At 71.3% G+C, this 13268-nt stretch carries 14 protein-coding genes and 4 tRNA genes; 11 read left to right on the top strand and 7 right to left on the bottom strand.

Translation table 11 applies throughout. The annotated features are described in order from the left end of the window. Positions 1-72 precede the first annotated feature (72 nt). The 5 genes from ABIA32_RS19095 to ABIA32_RS19115 all read left to right on the top strand — a co-directional run bounded on the left by ABIA32_RS19095 (position 73) and on the right by ABIA32_RS19115 (position 2604). On the top strand, positions 73-465 hold the full coding sequence (locus ABIA32_RS19095) for a hypothetical protein (protein WP_370096693.1): 393 nt from the start codon (positions 73-75) through the stop codon (positions 463-465). 302 nt (positions 466-767) lie between these two features. Then, positions 768-989: a hypothetical protein gene (locus ABIA32_RS19100; RefSeq protein ID WP_370096695.1), complete on the top strand. Its 222-nt coding sequence runs from the start codon at positions 768-770 to the stop codon at positions 987-989. A 389-nt stretch (positions 990-1378) separates the two neighbouring features. Next, positions 1379-1510, top strand: a complete 132-nt coding sequence (locus tag ABIA32_RS19105; protein WP_370096696.1) for a hypothetical protein — start codon at positions 1379-1381, stop codon at positions 1508-1510. Between the two features lie 393 nt (positions 1511-1903). Further along, a complete protein-coding gene (locus ABIA32_RS19110) occupies positions 1904-2158 on the top strand; it encodes a hypothetical protein (RefSeq protein WP_370096698.1) in 255 nt (84 codons plus the stop codon). Positions 2159-2364: 206 nt separating this feature from the next. Beyond that, on the top strand, positions 2365-2604 hold the full coding sequence (locus tag ABIA32_RS19115) for a hypothetical protein (protein WP_370096700.1): 240 nt from the start codon (positions 2365-2367) through the stop codon (positions 2602-2604). 127 nt (positions 2605-2731) lie between these two features. Here ABIA32_RS19115 and ABIA32_RS19120 read toward each other — a convergent pair. Next, positions 2732-2807, bottom strand: a tRNA-Lys gene (locus tag ABIA32_RS19120). A 167-nt stretch (positions 2808-2974) separates the two neighbouring features. Between ABIA32_RS19120 and ABIA32_RS19125 the strand changes: the two genes are divergently transcribed. Next, the gene (locus ABIA32_RS19125; RefSeq protein WP_370096702.1) at positions 2975-3946 is read left to right on the top strand and encodes an SPFH domain-containing protein; all 972 of its coding nucleotides are present in this window, start codon (positions 2975-2977) and stop codon (positions 3944-3946) included. On the opposite strand, the gene ABIA32_RS19130 is transcribed toward ABIA32_RS19125, so the two are convergent. After that, the gene (locus ABIA32_RS19130) at positions 3927-4667 is read right to left on the bottom strand and encodes a DNA polymerase beta superfamily protein (protein WP_370096704.1); all 741 of its coding nucleotides are present in this window, start codon (positions 4665-4667) and stop codon (positions 3927-3929) included. The two genes, ABIA32_RS19125 and ABIA32_RS19130, sit on opposite strands and share 20 nt — an antisense overlap. A gap of 121 nt (positions 4668-4788) precedes the next feature. On the opposite strand from ABIA32_RS19130, the gene ABIA32_RS19135 reads away from it, so the two are divergent. Continuing rightward, positions 4789-5619, top strand: coding sequence for a metallophosphoesterase (locus tag ABIA32_RS19135; RefSeq protein WP_370096706.1), 831 nt, complete (start codon positions 4789-4791; stop codon positions 5617-5619). Positions 5620-5911: 292 nt separating this feature from the next. Here the strand turns inward: ABIA32_RS19135 and ABIA32_RS19140 are convergent, their stop codons facing one another. Continuing rightward, positions 5912-7198, bottom strand: a complete 1287-nt coding sequence (locus ABIA32_RS19140) for an RNA polymerase sigma factor (protein WP_370096708.1) — start codon at positions 7196-7198, stop codon at positions 5912-5914. A gap of 13 nt (positions 7199-7211) precedes the next feature. After that, positions 7212-7574, bottom strand: a complete 363-nt coding sequence (locus ABIA32_RS19145; RefSeq protein ID WP_370096710.1) for a YciI family protein — start codon at positions 7572-7574, stop codon at positions 7212-7214. Positions 7575-7793: 219 nt separating this feature from the next. Between ABIA32_RS19145 and ABIA32_RS19150 the strand changes: the two genes are divergently transcribed. Then, on the top strand, positions 7794-9233 hold the full coding sequence (locus ABIA32_RS19150; RefSeq protein WP_370096712.1) for a DHA2 family efflux MFS transporter permease subunit: 1440 nt from the start codon (positions 7794-7796) through the stop codon (positions 9231-9233). A gap of 183 nt (positions 9234-9416) precedes the next feature. Here ABIA32_RS19150 and ABIA32_RS19155 read toward each other — a convergent pair whose 3' ends face one another. From ABIA32_RS19155 to ABIA32_RS19165, 3 genes are all read right to left on the bottom strand, one after another. Further along, positions 9417-11663, bottom strand: coding sequence for a DEAD/DEAH box helicase (locus ABIA32_RS19155; protein WP_370096714.1), 2247 nt, complete (start codon positions 11661-11663; stop codon positions 9417-9419). Positions 11664-11845: 182 nt separating this feature from the next. Further along, complete coding sequence (locus tag ABIA32_RS19160) at positions 11846-12376, bottom strand: hypothetical protein (RefSeq protein WP_370096716.1); 531 nt, start codon at positions 12374-12376, stop codon at positions 11846-11848. A gap of 78 nt (positions 12377-12454) precedes the next feature. After that, the gene (locus ABIA32_RS19165) at positions 12455-12805 is read right to left on the bottom strand and encodes a metallopeptidase family protein (protein ID WP_370096718.1); all 351 of its coding nucleotides are present in this window, start codon (positions 12803-12805) and stop codon (positions 12455-12457) included. A gap of 102 nt (positions 12806-12907) precedes the next feature. Here ABIA32_RS19165 and ABIA32_RS19170 point away from each other — a divergent pair. From ABIA32_RS19170 to ABIA32_RS19180, 3 genes are all read left to right on the top strand, one after another. Beyond that, a tRNA-Glu gene (locus ABIA32_RS19170) sits at positions 12908-12980 on the top strand. Positions 12981-13011: 31 nt separating this feature from the next. Then, positions 13012-13085: transfer RNA gene (locus ABIA32_RS19175), tRNA-Asp, on the top strand. 28 nt (positions 13086-13113) lie between these two features. Next, positions 13114-13187 (top strand) — tRNA-Phe (locus ABIA32_RS19180). The last annotated feature ends 81 nt before the right edge of the window (positions 13188-13268 follow it).

The raw sequence follows: 13268 nt of genomic DNA on the forward strand, positions 1-13268 counted from the left end.
GGCCATGAACACGTCGCACGCGGTCAACTCTTCCCCGGCTCTCGACGGGCGGGAGCCGGGGAGGGGAACGGCATGAACCTCGTCAAGCGCCTCGCCACCGCGACCGCAGCACTTGGCTTGGCCTCTGCTGGCGTGATCGGCCTCAGCACGTCGGCTCACGCCACGGGCGGGGCCGACTACACCACCGTCTACGGCGCGCACGTTTCCACCAGCAGCTTTAGGAGCGGTTCGTATGAGTACGTTTCGTGGAACATCGACACCTCCGGGTCGCGCACGGACGAGCGGATGTACTTCGAGATCATCTGCAACGGCCAGGTGGTGTGGAGCAAGAGCGTGAACGACTGGTACGACCACGACAACGTGGACAGCGGCCCGTGGATCTACTGCAACGGCAACGTCTATGCGCATACCTTCACCACGGAGTCGGGCATAGGGATCGAGCCGTTGACGGTCTACGACTACTGATTCCGCATCCCCCACGAGCTGTGGGCCCGCCTACGGCCGGGTTACCGAGCGGCTGGACACCGGCCGGACCGCGATTCTCCCGGGCCACGTCCGTGCCGACATTCGCGGGCATGGCGAGGAGGCTGATCTCGGCGCCCCAACCGCGCCGCGCACACAAGGGCGGCCAGGCTGCTTACTCGATCGAGTGAGCGGGATCGTTCCGGCAGGCAACAGGCTCGTGGCGGATCCCCCGGGTGCCCTAGCGTGTCCGCCATGCTCGACGCCGAAGGCATGAAGCAGCGTCAGGAATCAGAGGCCGGCGAGTGAACCGCGGCGAGCTCCAGCGCGCCCTCGACACGGCAGGAATCCGCCCGGACATATACAGCCTCCACGGTGGGCTGCCCGACCAGGCGCTCTGCCTCGGGCGGCGCGGGAAGCGCTGGGTGGTGTACTACTCCGAACGCGGCAGCAACGCGGTCCTCGCCGTGTACGACACCGAGGACGCGGCCTGCCAGGCGATGTACGAGCGGATCATCGGCGACTGAGTGCGGCCCTGGGCGCAGGCGCTGAGTGAGCCACGCGGGCGGGAGATCGCACAGGCCCGGTGCAGTGAATCCTGTGGTGGCCCTGCCGGACCCCGTGACAAGGCCACCATCGTCGCCCCCGCACACAGCAGCGCTACCAGGAGCGAAGGGTGGCCCGCAGCCATCGGGGCGGTCGCGGGCCTTGATCATCCTTGCGGTTGATCGTTCACCAACCCAGCACGACACGCGCCGACCACCCACACGGCGCAGCGAACGTCAAAGGCCCCGCGCCGGCGAACCGGGCAGGGCCTTCCCCTGAATGCCGTCAGGAGTCGTCCTCTGTACCCGCTCCCGGCCGTGTCGACGCGCCTGTTGTCCAGCGACTCGGGGGCGGGTACACGTAGCGGGCGATGGTCGTACTCACCCACCCGATGCAGAACCCGGCGAAGACCAGCAGCGCCCGGCGGAAGGCCGACTCCCCACGCATTCCTGCCGTCAATCCCAGCACCACAGCCCAGGCCACGCCGAGCCCGCAGCTGTAGACCCAGTAGTTCCGGTACCGGCGGATGCTTCTCCTCCACTCACCGCTGCTGCGGATGACCGCCAACACGCGTGACCCGATCAAGGTCCACGCGCAGGCCGACCCGAACGACAAGTACGCACTGCTCATCCTCGAGGCGCAGTAACAGCATCTCAGGCGAGCGGCCCACGACCACCGTCGTGGGCCGCTCCGGAGTGAAGTCTCCCGCCCGGGTCTTCGCCCCCCCAGGCGTCCCGGACGGGTGCTTGCGTGGTCTTGGAGGCCGCGCGGACAGAAATGCCCTCGGTGCCGCGGACTCGGCATCTGGGGCATTCATTGTTGCTGGTCAGGGAGGTACTGGCAGTGAACGTGCTGTCGCCGAGCAGGGCCGGAGCCACCACTCCACACTGGAAGCATGACCACGAACAAAGACGCTGCCGAGCGTCGGATCGGCGGAGTGAGGGTCACTTTCGGCAGGATCGTTCTCGCGGTCGTGACGATCTTGGCGGTGTGGTTCATCCTCATCAACAGAAGCACGGTCAAGATCCACCTTTGGGGGATCACCACGCTCAACGCCAAAATGTGGCTGGTCCTCCTCATCATGCTGCTCGCTGGATGCCTGATCGGGACACTCAGCTACATGCGGAGGCAGGCGCGCCGCCGCCGCTGACAACGTGATCGTGATGCAGCCGCCGCTTGGCCGACCAAAGCCCGGCTCCGCAACCGGTGAGAGGGGTCCATGTCCCCATCGATCTCAGACGCCGACCATCGGCGATCACCCCGAACCCGGCTGAGGCCCCGCTGACGGGGAAGTTCAGCGGGGGCTCGATGCTCTGGCCCACCCCTCATCCGCGCAGGTCCCGCCACAGACCACGTATGACGATCGCCATGAGGGAGCGGGCGAGCGCGGCCAGTCCCAGGGCGACGGGCTGGTCGGACAACCCGGATCTGGGGTTCCACGTTGTTCCTGACGATGTGGCCGCTGATCCCCTGCCCCTTGCTGACATCCGCGAGCACGGCGACGAGGCGGATCTCGCCGATCTCGACCGCCCTGAGCGGGAGTTGGCGGAGCGTCGGGCGCGCAAGGACGGCCGACCCCGCCGCCGGGACTCTTGAACCCTCGACGGGCCCAGATCATTTACCGTTCGTCCCAGCAGCGCCCAGCAGGGATCCGGATCGATCTCCCACAAGACACAGAGAAGCCCTCACTGGAAGCTAACTCCCTGGTGAGGGCCTCATTGCGTGGTGGGGCGCGTGGGGCTCGAACCCACAACCTACGGATTAAAAGTCCGCAGCTCTGCCAATTGAGCTAGCGCCCCGTGGCCGGTCTGCCCGGGTGGGCGGTGGACCGGCCAGGCGTAGCCTACCTGCTGGCACGGCTGAACGTGTCGATCATTAGGCTGCGGGGGCGCCGGACGCGGCGTACAGTCCTGGCTGCTGCCGTAGGGAACGGCACACAGAGGACTGTACGAAGCGGGTGGGGGACATGAGGCGCAAGCGCGTCGTCTACGGGGTGGCCGCGGCGATTGCCGGGATTGTTCTGCTCAATGTCGGGCTGTCGTTCTCCGACGCCTTCGACCGGACCGACGGCGGGCAGGTCGCCGTGGTCCGCAACGGAGGGCCGTTCGACGACAGGAACATCCGGCAGGTGATCCAGCCGGCGTCCGGGCTGACGTGGATCGGGTGGTACTCGGAGAGCCACAAGTATCCGTCGCAGCAGCGGTTCTACACGATCACCGCGGACCCGAAGCGCGGCGACCGCCCCGGCGTCGACGTCGTGCACACGCCCTCCGCCGACGGAGTCGACATGGGCATCGAGGGCACGCTCTACTTCTCGCTCAACCTGGACGACAAGACGCTGCGCGACTTCGACACCAAGTTCGGCACCCGCACCTTCACCGCGTCGGACGGCAACGCCTACCACGCCTACGACGGAGACGCGGGCTGGTCCGCTTTCCTGGACCAGATCATCCGACCGGTGATCGACAACGACCTGCGTCAGCAGATCGGCAGCTTCCGCTGCAGCGAGCTGGTCTCGTCCTGTGCGCTGGTGCAGAACAACGGCTCCTCGCCCGTCGCGCCGGGCGGGGCAGGGGCGAACAGCAACTCCAACATCGCCGCCGTCCAGAACGCCATCAACACCTCCCTCGCCCAGGACCTGGAGAGCACGCTCGGCGACAAGTTCCTGGTCAACCTGCGCTTCAACCTGGTGCGGGTGACCCTCCCGGACAACGTGCAGGCCGCTGTCGACCAGGCCCAGGCCGCCTTCGCCGCGGTCTCCGAGGCGCAGGCCAAGGTCGCCCAGGCGAAGGCCGAGGCCCAGGCCAATCTGATCCGTCAGCAGGGCTACGCCGCCTGCCCCGCCTGCGCGACCATCGACGAGATGAAGGCCATCCCGCCGACGGTCACCACCTTCGCGCCCGGCTCGGGCTTCGCGGTCACACCAGGGTCGAAGTAGCGGAACCCAAGGGGACAGCCAGCTGCGCCAGCCGGACCCGGCGCAGCCAGGCGGTCGCCGGGCGTTCGTCCGGAGCGTCCGGGAGGACGCTCCGGCGCGAGAACTGATCCTCCGCCCAGGCCAGCCGCGCCTCCGCCGCCGACGGCTCCGCGGCCAGCCGCTCGCCCTCGGCGCGCAGGCTCTCCGGATCGGCGACGCGGACCCGCAGCTCACCGCTGCGGTAGAGGTGGACGCCCTGCTCCAGCAGGCGCAGCAGGTGGCGGGCGTGCTTGGCCTGCCGGGCGGGCGGGGCGTCGCCGCGCTCGCCCCTGGCCACCATCTTGCGGAACTGCTGGGTGGCATAGCCGAGATACGAGCTCCGCACCGGCCCGGCCGCGACGAAGGACCGACGCATCGCGATCAGCTCCTCACCGAGCGCGGTGCGCACCTCGTAGCAGTCTTCCGGCAGCCAGACCAGCTCCGATGCGGTCGGATTGCTGCTCAGCGCGAGCCGGCACCACTTCGCCGCCTCGTGCAGGGTGCTGTCCGGGGCGGTCGTCACCCGCGACTCGGCAGGCCGGTGCAGGCCGAAAAGCTGCTCCGTGGGTACGGCGAAGACGCCCAGCCGGTCGAGGTCCGAGCCGGCGTGGGCCAGGCCGTAGGCCGTCGAGCCGACGATGCCACTGAGCAGCACGGCGGGCTCTCGTTGCTCCGGCAGGTCCTTGGCGTCGTCGTCATCCATTCGGGGAGTCTGCACGGCCCGACACCGCGACAGCCACCGAAATTTCCGGCCGACTCCTGGCCACGGCCCTCATCGCCCCTGCAGGATCGACGAGTTGACCAAGACAGGCAGGGAGGCCCGGATGACAGAGGCCCGAAGGCCGGAGAGTCCGATCCGGTACGGCCCGGCGGTGTGGGAGGGGCCGCCGCAGCGGTACGGGCCGGTGGCCCGCGTCGCGGCGCTGTCGGACGTGCACGGCAACGTGCCCGCGCTGGAGGCCGTGCTGGCCGAGCCGGACGTCGTCGCGGCCGATCTGGTCGTGTTCTGCGGCGACATCACCTGGGGCTCGGAGCCGCAGCGCACCTACGAGCTGATCGCCTCGCTCGGCGACCGCGCCCGCGCCGTGCGGGGCAACGGCGACCGCTTCGCCGCCGAGATCGCCGCAGGCAGGCGTGAGCCGGGCAGCGCGCGGGAGCGCTGGATCCCGGCGCAGCACTCCCCCGAGGCCGCGCGCTTCCTCGCCGAGCTCCCGTTCAGCCTGCTCGTGGAGATCGGGACCCTGGGTCCGGTCCTGTTCTGCCACGGTTCCCCGCGCAGCGACCACGAGCTGGTCACCCCCGGCACACCGCCCGCGCGCTTCGCGGAGCTCGCCGCCCTGGCCCCGGCCGAGGCGCGGACGATCGTCTCCGGCCACACCCACCTCCAGTTCGACCGGGCCGTGGCGGGCCTCCGCAGCGTCAACCCCGGCAGTGTCGGCCTGCCGTATCACTGCGGGGAGCCGGGCACCGCGTACTGGGCGCTGCTCGGGCCCGACGTCGAACTCAGGTCCTCCCACTACGACGCCTCCGCCGCCCTGGCCCGTGCCCACGCCTCCGGCGACCCCGCCGCCGCCCGCGTCGAGGAACTGCTGCTCCGGTCGCCGACCCCGGACGAGATCGTCGCGGATGCCGAGTCGCGCGTCTTCGCCAACTGATCGGCAAGTGTTCGGCGACTGATCAACGACGGAGCCGGCCGCGTCGAAAAAACATTGCGGACCCCGAATCGATCTGCCTACGGTAGGTCCACACCGAAAGGAGGTGATCCTGAGTTGAGTACTCCCAGGACGCGTGAGGTGGCTGCGCGCTAGCGCCGCCCTCGCCTACGGCGGTTGGTGCCGTGGGTAGCAACACCGTGCGCGCAAGCGCAATTCACTGCAGTCACCCGGCCCGCAGGCTCACCGGATCGTCCTTCGGTGCCTTGCCCCTCCCCATGGGAGAAGCAAGGAGTCAGCCTGCGGGCCGTCTGCCTTCTCGACCCTCTTTCTCTCCGCCCAGCTCCCACGCCGCGATCCGGCGCAGCCGGTGGGCGCGGTCCGGCTCGGGCAGCGGCACCGCGAGGGAGCGGCGCATGGACGCGGCCGCGTCGGCGAAGCGGCCGGTGCGGGCCAGGAGCTCGGCGCGGATCGCGAGGCGGCGGTGGTCGTGCTCGTCGGGGGTGCGGGCGTCCAGGGTGTCGAGCGCGGCCAGGCCGGCGGCCGGGCCGTACGCCTCGGCGACCGCCACCGCGCGGCCCAGGGCGGCCGGGGTGTTGCCGGGCTGGACGGACATCAGCAGGTCGAAGAGGCGCACGATCTCGGGCCAGTCGGTCTCCACGGCGGTCCGTGCGATCGCATGCTGCGCGGCGATCGCGGCCTGGAGCTGGTACGGGTCTGCCTGCCCGCCGGTGCGGTCCAGTGAACCCGCGAGCAGGCGCAGGCCCTCGTCGATCGCGCTCGCGTCCCAGCGGGAGCGGTCCTGGTCCGCGAGCAGCACCGGCTCACCGTCCGTGCCCAGCCTGGCCGGGCGACGGGCTTCGGTGAGCAACAGCAGAGCGAGCAGCGCCTCAGGCTGTGGTTCGCCCGGCAGCAGCCCGCGCAGCAGCCGGGCCAGTCGCAGCGCCTCCGCGCACAGGTCGACGTCGATCAGCGCGTCGCCCGTCAGCCGGGTGTGCCCGGCGGTGTAGAGGCCGTGGACGACGCCGCAGACCGCGGCGAGGCGAGCGGGCAACTCCTCGGCCGTGGGCACCCGGTAGCGGATACCGGCCTGCTTGATCTTCTGCCGGGTCCGGGTCAGCCGCTTGGCCATCGCGGGCTCGCTGGTGAGCAGCGCGGCCGCGATCTCCTCGACGCCGAGTCCGCAGAGCGTGCGCAGCGCGAGGGCGACCCGGGCCTCGGGGGCGAGCGTCGGGTGGCAGCAGACGAAGATCAGCCGCAGCTGGTCGTCGGGCAGGGCGGCCGCTGAGGGTTCGGGGGTCGGCTCCGGTGCCGTCTGGTCGAACAACTCCGTCGCCTCCCGTTCCTTACGGTCGCGCAGGCCTTCCCTGCGGATCAGGTCGAGCGCCTTGCGCCGGGCCACCACGGTCAGCCAGGCGCGCGGACTCTCCGGCACGCCGGAGGCGGGCCAGTCGCGGAGCGCGGCGATCGTCGCCTCCTGGACCGCGTCCTCGGCGATGCCCAGGTCGCCGACCGTCCGGATGAGGGTGGCCAGGATTCTGGCCCCCTCCAACCGGACGGTCTGCGCGAGCGGGTCCTCCACGGCGCCGCTGCTCCTACTCGGGCTGGGGCTGGGAGAAAGAGGCCACTGGCCGCACCTCGATCGCGCCGTGCCAGGCGCCCGGGATCTTCGCGGCGAGCGCGACGGCCTCGTCGAGGTCGGCGCAGTCCAGCAGGTAGAAGCCGGTCAGGGCCTCCTTGGTCTCGGCGTAGGGGCCGTCGCTGACGACGACCTCCCCGCCGCGCGCGCCGAGCACGCGGACGACGGTTGCGGTGGCGGTCGGTGCGAGGGCCTTCCCGCCGGCAATGTGCTTCTCGGCCTCAGCGCGGAAGGCGGCGTATTGCGGCAGCCACTCCGAGGCGTTCTCGGGCTCGGAGAAGTCGAGGTCGGGGGTGTAGATCAGAGCCGCATAGAGCATGGCGTGCAACCTTTCGGACGCTGTCCGGACCGGGCGGTCGCCCTGGTCCTCACCCTAGGGACGAACGGATCCTCGTGCCCGGGACACTCGGCGGGACAATTTCCCTCCCCGATTTCCTCCCCGATTTGCTACCCGACTTCTGCCGCGATGTGTCCCTTCCGCCAGATGTCGTCCGTCCAGTAGTGCAGGCATACCTCCGGACAGGACGGAACCCTTCCCATGTCCACGCACATCACCTCCCCCTCCTCGCCCTCGTCTCCCTCCGCCGCGCGGATCGACGGAAAGGACGCCGGCTCCGGGACCGGCCACGGCTGGGTCCTCGCGCTGATGTCCGCGGCGGCGTTCATGGCGGTCCTCGACGTCCTCGTGGTCACCACCGCGCTCACCACGATCCAGCGCTCCATCCACGCCTCCCCCGAACAGTTGGGCTGGACGGTCAACGCCTTCACGCTCGCGCTCGCCGTCTCCATCCTCCCGGCGGCGGCGCTCGGCGACCGGTTCGGCCGACGCCGGGTGCTGGTCGCCGGACTGGCGCTCTTCTCACTCTGCTCCGCCGCGTGCGCGCTGGCGCCGTCGATCGGTCCGTTGATCGCGGCGCGGGCGGCCCAGGGCGTCGGCGCGGCGACGATCATGCCGCTGACGCTGGCCATCCTGGGCTCGACCTTTCCTCCCGAGAAGCGCGGCCGGGCCATCGGCATCTGGGGCGGCCTGACAGGCCTCGCGGTCGCGGCGGGGCCGCTGGTCGGCGGCGCGGTCGTGCAGGGGCTCGGCTGGCAGTGGATCTTCTGGGTGAACGTGCTGCTGGGCGCGGTCCTGATCCCGCTGATCGTGCGCCGGGTGCCGGAGAGCCGCGGCCCGGCCGGCCCGATCGACCTACCGGGACTGGCCCTGGTCGCACTGGGCGCGCTCGGCCTGGTCTGGGGCATGGTCCGGGGCAACAGCATGGGCTGGACCAGCGCGGAGATCGTCACCGCGCTGGCCGGCGGCGCCGTGCTGCTGGTCGCCTTCGTCGCCTGGGAACTGCGGACCCGCACGCCGATGCTGCCGATGCCGTTCTTCCGCTCCCGCGCCTTCTCGGCGGGGCAGGCGGCGGGCTTCCTGATGACGGCGAGCCTGTTCGGCGCGGTGTTCCTGATGGCGCAGTACTTCCAGCTGGTCACGCTGTCGTCCCCGCTCGGCGCGGGCCTGCGGCTGCTGCCGTGGACGGCGACGCCGATGGTCGTGGCCCCGCTGGCCGGGGCGCTGGCGGACCGGGTCGGCGAGCGCTGGATCCTCACCGGCGGCCTGGCCCTGCAGGGCGTCGGCCTGGCCTTCGTGGCCCTGATCGCGGGCACCACGACCAGCTACGCCGCGCTCGCGGTCGGCCTGGTCGCGGCGGGCATCGGCATCTCGATGGCGCTGCCGACGGTCCAGACCGCGGTCCTGGGCGCGGTGCCGCCCACCGGGATCGGCAAGGCGGCCGGCAGCAGCAACACCTTCCGCCAACTGGGCGGCGCCTTCGGCATCGCGCTGGCCCTGGCGCTCTTCACCCACTGGGGCGACCTCTCCTCGCCCGCGCACTTCGCCTCCGGCTTCCGCCCGGCGGTCGCCGCCCTCGCGCTGCTCTCTCTGCTCGGCGCCGCCTCCGGCGCGCTGGTGCCGGGACGCCCCCGGCGCTGAGCCGGCACCGGTCGGGGGAGCCGGGCATGCACAGCCGCTTCGCAGGGGGCACACGCCGGACGCAGCGCCGCCGTGTGACGGAGCAGACGCGGCGGGGCAAGGGTCGGCCGGCGCGCCCGAAAAGCGGACAGGCCGCCCCCGCGTGATGCGGGGGCGGCCTGTCCGGTGGGTACTGCTGGTGCGTCAGCTCTTCCAGCGCGGCTTGCGGTCGGCAGCGCCGGGGCCGCCGGTGGCCGGGCGGCCGTAGCCGGCCGGGCCGCGGTCGTCGCGGCGCTGGAAGCCGCCACGGTCGTCACGGCGGTCGTCGCGACGGAAGTTGCCCGAGGCGGGGCGGTGGTCGTCACGGCGGCCGGCGCCGAAGGACGGACGGCTGCTGGTACCGCTGTTGCGGTCACGGTCGCCGAAGGAGGGACGGCTGCTGCCGCCGCTGTTGCGGTCACGGTCGCCGAAGGACGGACGGCTGCCACCGAAGGACGGACGGTCGTCGCGACGCTGGAAACCACCACGGTCGTCACGGCGGTCGCCGCCACGCTCGTCACGGCGCTGGAAACCACCGCGCTCGCCGCCACGGTCGTCACGACGGAAGCCACCGTCACGGTCGTCCCGACGCTGGAAACCACCGCGCTCGCCGCCACGGTCGTCACGACGGAAGCCACCGTCACGGTCATCGCGACGCTGGAAACCACCACGGTCACCACGGTCGTCCCGACGCTGGAAACCGCCGCGCTCGCCGCCACGGTCGTCACGACGGAAGCCACCGTCACGGTCATCGCGACGCTGGAAGCCGCCACGGTCACCGCGGTCGTCGCGACGCTGGAAGCTGCCACGCTCGTCCCGGCGGTCGTCACGGTCGGCGCGCGGGGCGCGGGCCTCGACCACGGCCGGCGCGGACTCATCGCCCACCTCGGCCGTCACAGCGGTCTCGGTCGTGGCGGAGGCCTCCTCGGCCTCGTCCTCGTCCAGGCCGAGCTCGGCGCGCTCGGCGGCGGCGCGGGCCGCCAGGCGGTCGGCCTCCTCGCGGAGGTTCGTGGCGTGGCGGGTGGCCCGCTCCAGCTCCTTGGTCAGTGCGACGACGTCACGCTCGGCCTGCTTGGCCTGCGTGGCCGCCGACTCCGCCTGGACGCCGGTCAGCGAACGGGCGCCGGTGATGCGGACGAGGTCCGCGTCGAAGGAGCCGCCCACGATGTGGCGGGTGGCCTCGACGCCGGCGTCCTCGAGCAGACGGAAGGTGCTGCGACGCTGGTGCGGCAGGATCAGCGTGACGACCGTGCCGGAGCGGCCGGCACGCGCGGTGCGGCCGGAGCGGTGCAGGTAGTCCTTGTGGTCACCGGCCGGGTCCACGTTCAGGACCAGGTCGATGCCGTCGACGTGGATGCCGCGGGCGGCGACGTCGGTGGCGACCAGGACGTTGACGTAACCGTCCTTGAAGTCGGCCAGGGTGCGGGTACGCGCGCCCTGGGTCATGCCGCCGTGCAGGGCGTCGGACTTGACGCCCGCGTCGCGCAGCTGCTCGGCGACCCGGTCCGCGCCCATCTGGGTGCGGACGAAGATGATGGTGCGGCCCTTGCGGGCGGCGATGGCGTTGGTGACCGGGGCCTTGTCCTTGGGCTTCACGACCAGGACGTGGTGGGTCATGGTGGTGACCGCGCCGGCCGACGGGTCGACCTCGTGCGTGACCGGGTTCACCAGGTAGCGCTTGACCAGCGAGTCGATCTCGTTCTCCAGCGTGGCGGAGAAGAGCATCCGCTGGCCGCCGGCGGGGACCTTGTCGAGGATCTCGGTGACCTCGGGCAGGAAGCCCATGTCGGCCATCTGGTCGGCCTCGTCCAGGACGACGATCTCGGTCTCGTCCAGGCTGCAGGCGCCGCGGTCGAGCAGGTCGCGCAGGCGGCCGGGGGTGGCGACGAGGATGTCGACGCCGCGCTCCAGGGCCCAGATCTGCTTCGGCATCGAGGTGCCACCGCAGACGACCTTCAGGTTCAGGCCGAGCACCGAGCCGTACGGCTCCAGCGCGTCGGAGACCTGCATGGCCAGCTCGCGGGTCGGGACCATGATCAGGCCACGCGGGCGCTTGGCGCGGGTGCGGCCCTGCTCCAGGCGGGTCAGCAGCGGCAGGCCGAAGCTGAGCGTCTTGCCGGAGCCGGTGCGGCCGCGGCCGAGGACGTCCTTGCCGGCGAGCGCGTCCGGGATGGTGGCGGCCTGGATCGGGAACGGCGTGGTCACGCCGCGCTTGGCGAGGGTACGGACGATCTCGTCCGGCAGACCGAGGTCGCCGAAGGTGATCGAGGGGGTGTCGGTGGCCTCCGCAGCCTCGGGGCTGTCGGAGGAGGCGGCGTCCGCCAGAACCTCGACAGCCTCGGCGACGACCTCGGCCTGGTCGGCCTGGTCGTTTTCGGGCATGGCGAAGCGGGCGTCGTCAACGAGGAACATGAAAAACCTTCCGGATATCGGCACGCGCCAAATCCGCAGGAATCCAAACCGCCTCGATGCGGTGAGCCACGGAAGTACCGGTACGCGCCAAGGGCGCCTGTACTTACACGGCGCCGGGCAAATTGAGCACAACGATCTACCAAGATAGCGCAGTGGGGGCGGATGCGGCAAACCGCCCCAGTTCACCCCTTGGAAGCGCTGGTCGAAGGGGTGGGAGCGGGTGTCGTGGAGGGGGGCGGCGTGGCGGATGGAGTGGTCGTCGGGCTCAGGTGTTCGGTGGGGGTGGGGCTGGGCTGCGCGGGGGGCGTGGCGGGCGCAGGAGCGCCCGTCGCACTGGGCCCGGGGCTGTTGCCGACCGGCAGGCCGGCGCCGCCGCCCGCACCGCCGGCAGCAGCCGCGGACGGCGCCGCGCTCGGACGGCCGCCGCCCGCACTCGCCGAGGCGCTCGCAGCGGCCTCCGCGCCGGGGGACCCACTCGGGTGGTGCTTCCCCTCGCGCTTGGCGCGGGCGCCGTCCTGCGACGACCCCTCGTCGGCCACGCCCGCCGTCGGCGCCCCGGCCCCGGCCGGCGCGACGGCGGGACCCACCTCCATGCAACCGGCCAGCGATCCGACCACGCCGACCGCCGCCCCGGCCACGACCGCCCACGCCGTGACCCGGCGCACCCCCACTCCGACCTTGCCCAATGCCTCCGGCCCCGCTTCCTCGCCCACGTCCTGGCCCCCGCCCTCTCCCTTCCTCAACGGCGACGGCGACCCAAAGGTCACGGGCCTCTCCGGTTCGCGCGGCGGTCACCCGTAGCCGAGCTCGTGCAGCCGCTCGTCCTCGATCCCGAAGTGGTGCCCGATCTCGTGCACGACGGTCACCCCGACCTCACGCACCACCTCGTCCTCGCTCGCGCACATCCGCAGCGCCGGATTCCGGTAGATCGTGATCCGGTCCGGCAGCACTCCGGCGTACCACTCGCCGCGCTCGGTCAGCGGCGTCCCCTCGTAGAGCCCGAGCAGCTCCGGCGCGCCCACCGGGGGCTCGTCCTCGACGAAGATCACCACGTTGTCCATCAAACGGGTGAGCTCGCTGGGGATCCGGTCGAGTGCCTCCCCGACCAGCTCCTCGAACCGCTCCCGACCCATCTCCAGCACGCCGACGCCCCTGACCTCGATATCGATTTTGGCGATCCCGCTCGCACCCCGTATGCTTCTGAACGTCCCCGACGGCCGCAAGGTAGCCGGGAGGGTCCAACCGCCCTCATCGTCTAGTGGCCCAGGACGCCGCCCTTTCAAGGCGGTAGCACGGGTTCGAATCCCGTTGGGGGCACGGTATTACCGTGCACGCAGGTTGTGCATATGGCTCCGTGGAGCAGTTGGTTAGCTCGCCACCCTGTCAAGGTGGAGGTCGCGGGTTCAAGTCCCGTCGGAGTCGCTCAGGTATCCCCCGCAAGGGGGAGCCTGGCCAGGTAGCTCAGTTGGTACGAGCGTCCGCCTGAAAAGCGGAAGGTCGCCGGTTCGACCCCGGCCCTGGCCACCTTGTTCGATCAGTAGGAAGCCCCGAGCGGATCATCCGCACGGGGCTTTTTCGTTGCCTCACGCCAGCCGATCCCGGCTC

This window comes from Streptacidiphilus sp. MAP12-20 (assembly GCF_041262525.1).
GTDB lineage: Bacteria > Actinomycetota > Actinomycetes > Streptomycetales > Streptomycetaceae > Streptacidiphilus.

Bases quoted from the DNA above. Each gene is read 5' to 3' on its own strand.
- ABIA32_RS19095 (WP_370096693.1), top strand. From the start codon at position 73: ATGAACCTCGTCAAGCGCCTCGCCACCGCGACCGCAGCACTTGGCTTG.
- ABIA32_RS19105 (WP_370096696.1), top strand. From the start codon at position 1,379: ATGGTCGTACTCACCCACCCGATGCAGAACCCGGCGAAGACCAGCAGC.
- ABIA32_RS19110 (WP_370096698.1), top strand. From the start codon at position 1,904: ATGACCACGAACAAAGACGCTGCCGAGCGTCGGATCGGCGGAGTGAGG.
- ABIA32_RS19115 (WP_370096700.1), top strand. From the start codon at position 2,365: ATGACGATCGCCATGAGGGAGCGGGCGAGCGCGGCCAGTCCCAGGGCG.
- ABIA32_RS19125 (WP_370096702.1), top strand. From the start codon at position 2,975: ATGAGGCGCAAGCGCGTCGTCTACGGGGTGGCCGCGGCGATTGCCGGG.
- ABIA32_RS19130 (WP_370096704.1), bottom strand. From the start codon at position 4,667: ATGGATGACGACGACGCCAAGGACCTGCCGGAGCAACGAGAGCCCGCC.
- ABIA32_RS19135 (WP_370096706.1), top strand. From the start codon at position 4,789: ATGACAGAGGCCCGAAGGCCGGAGAGTCCGATCCGGTACGGCCCGGCG.
- ABIA32_RS19145 (WP_370096710.1), bottom strand. From the start codon at position 7,574: ATGCTCTATGCGGCTCTGATCTACACCCCCGACCTCGACTTCTCCGAG.
- ABIA32_RS19150 (WP_370096712.1), top strand. From the start codon at position 7,794: ATGTCCACGCACATCACCTCCCCCTCCTCGCCCTCGTCTCCCTCCGCC.
- ABIA32_RS19155 (WP_370096714.1), bottom strand. From the start codon at position 11,663: ATGTTCCTCGTTGACGACGCCCGCTTCGCCATGCCCGAAAACGACCAG.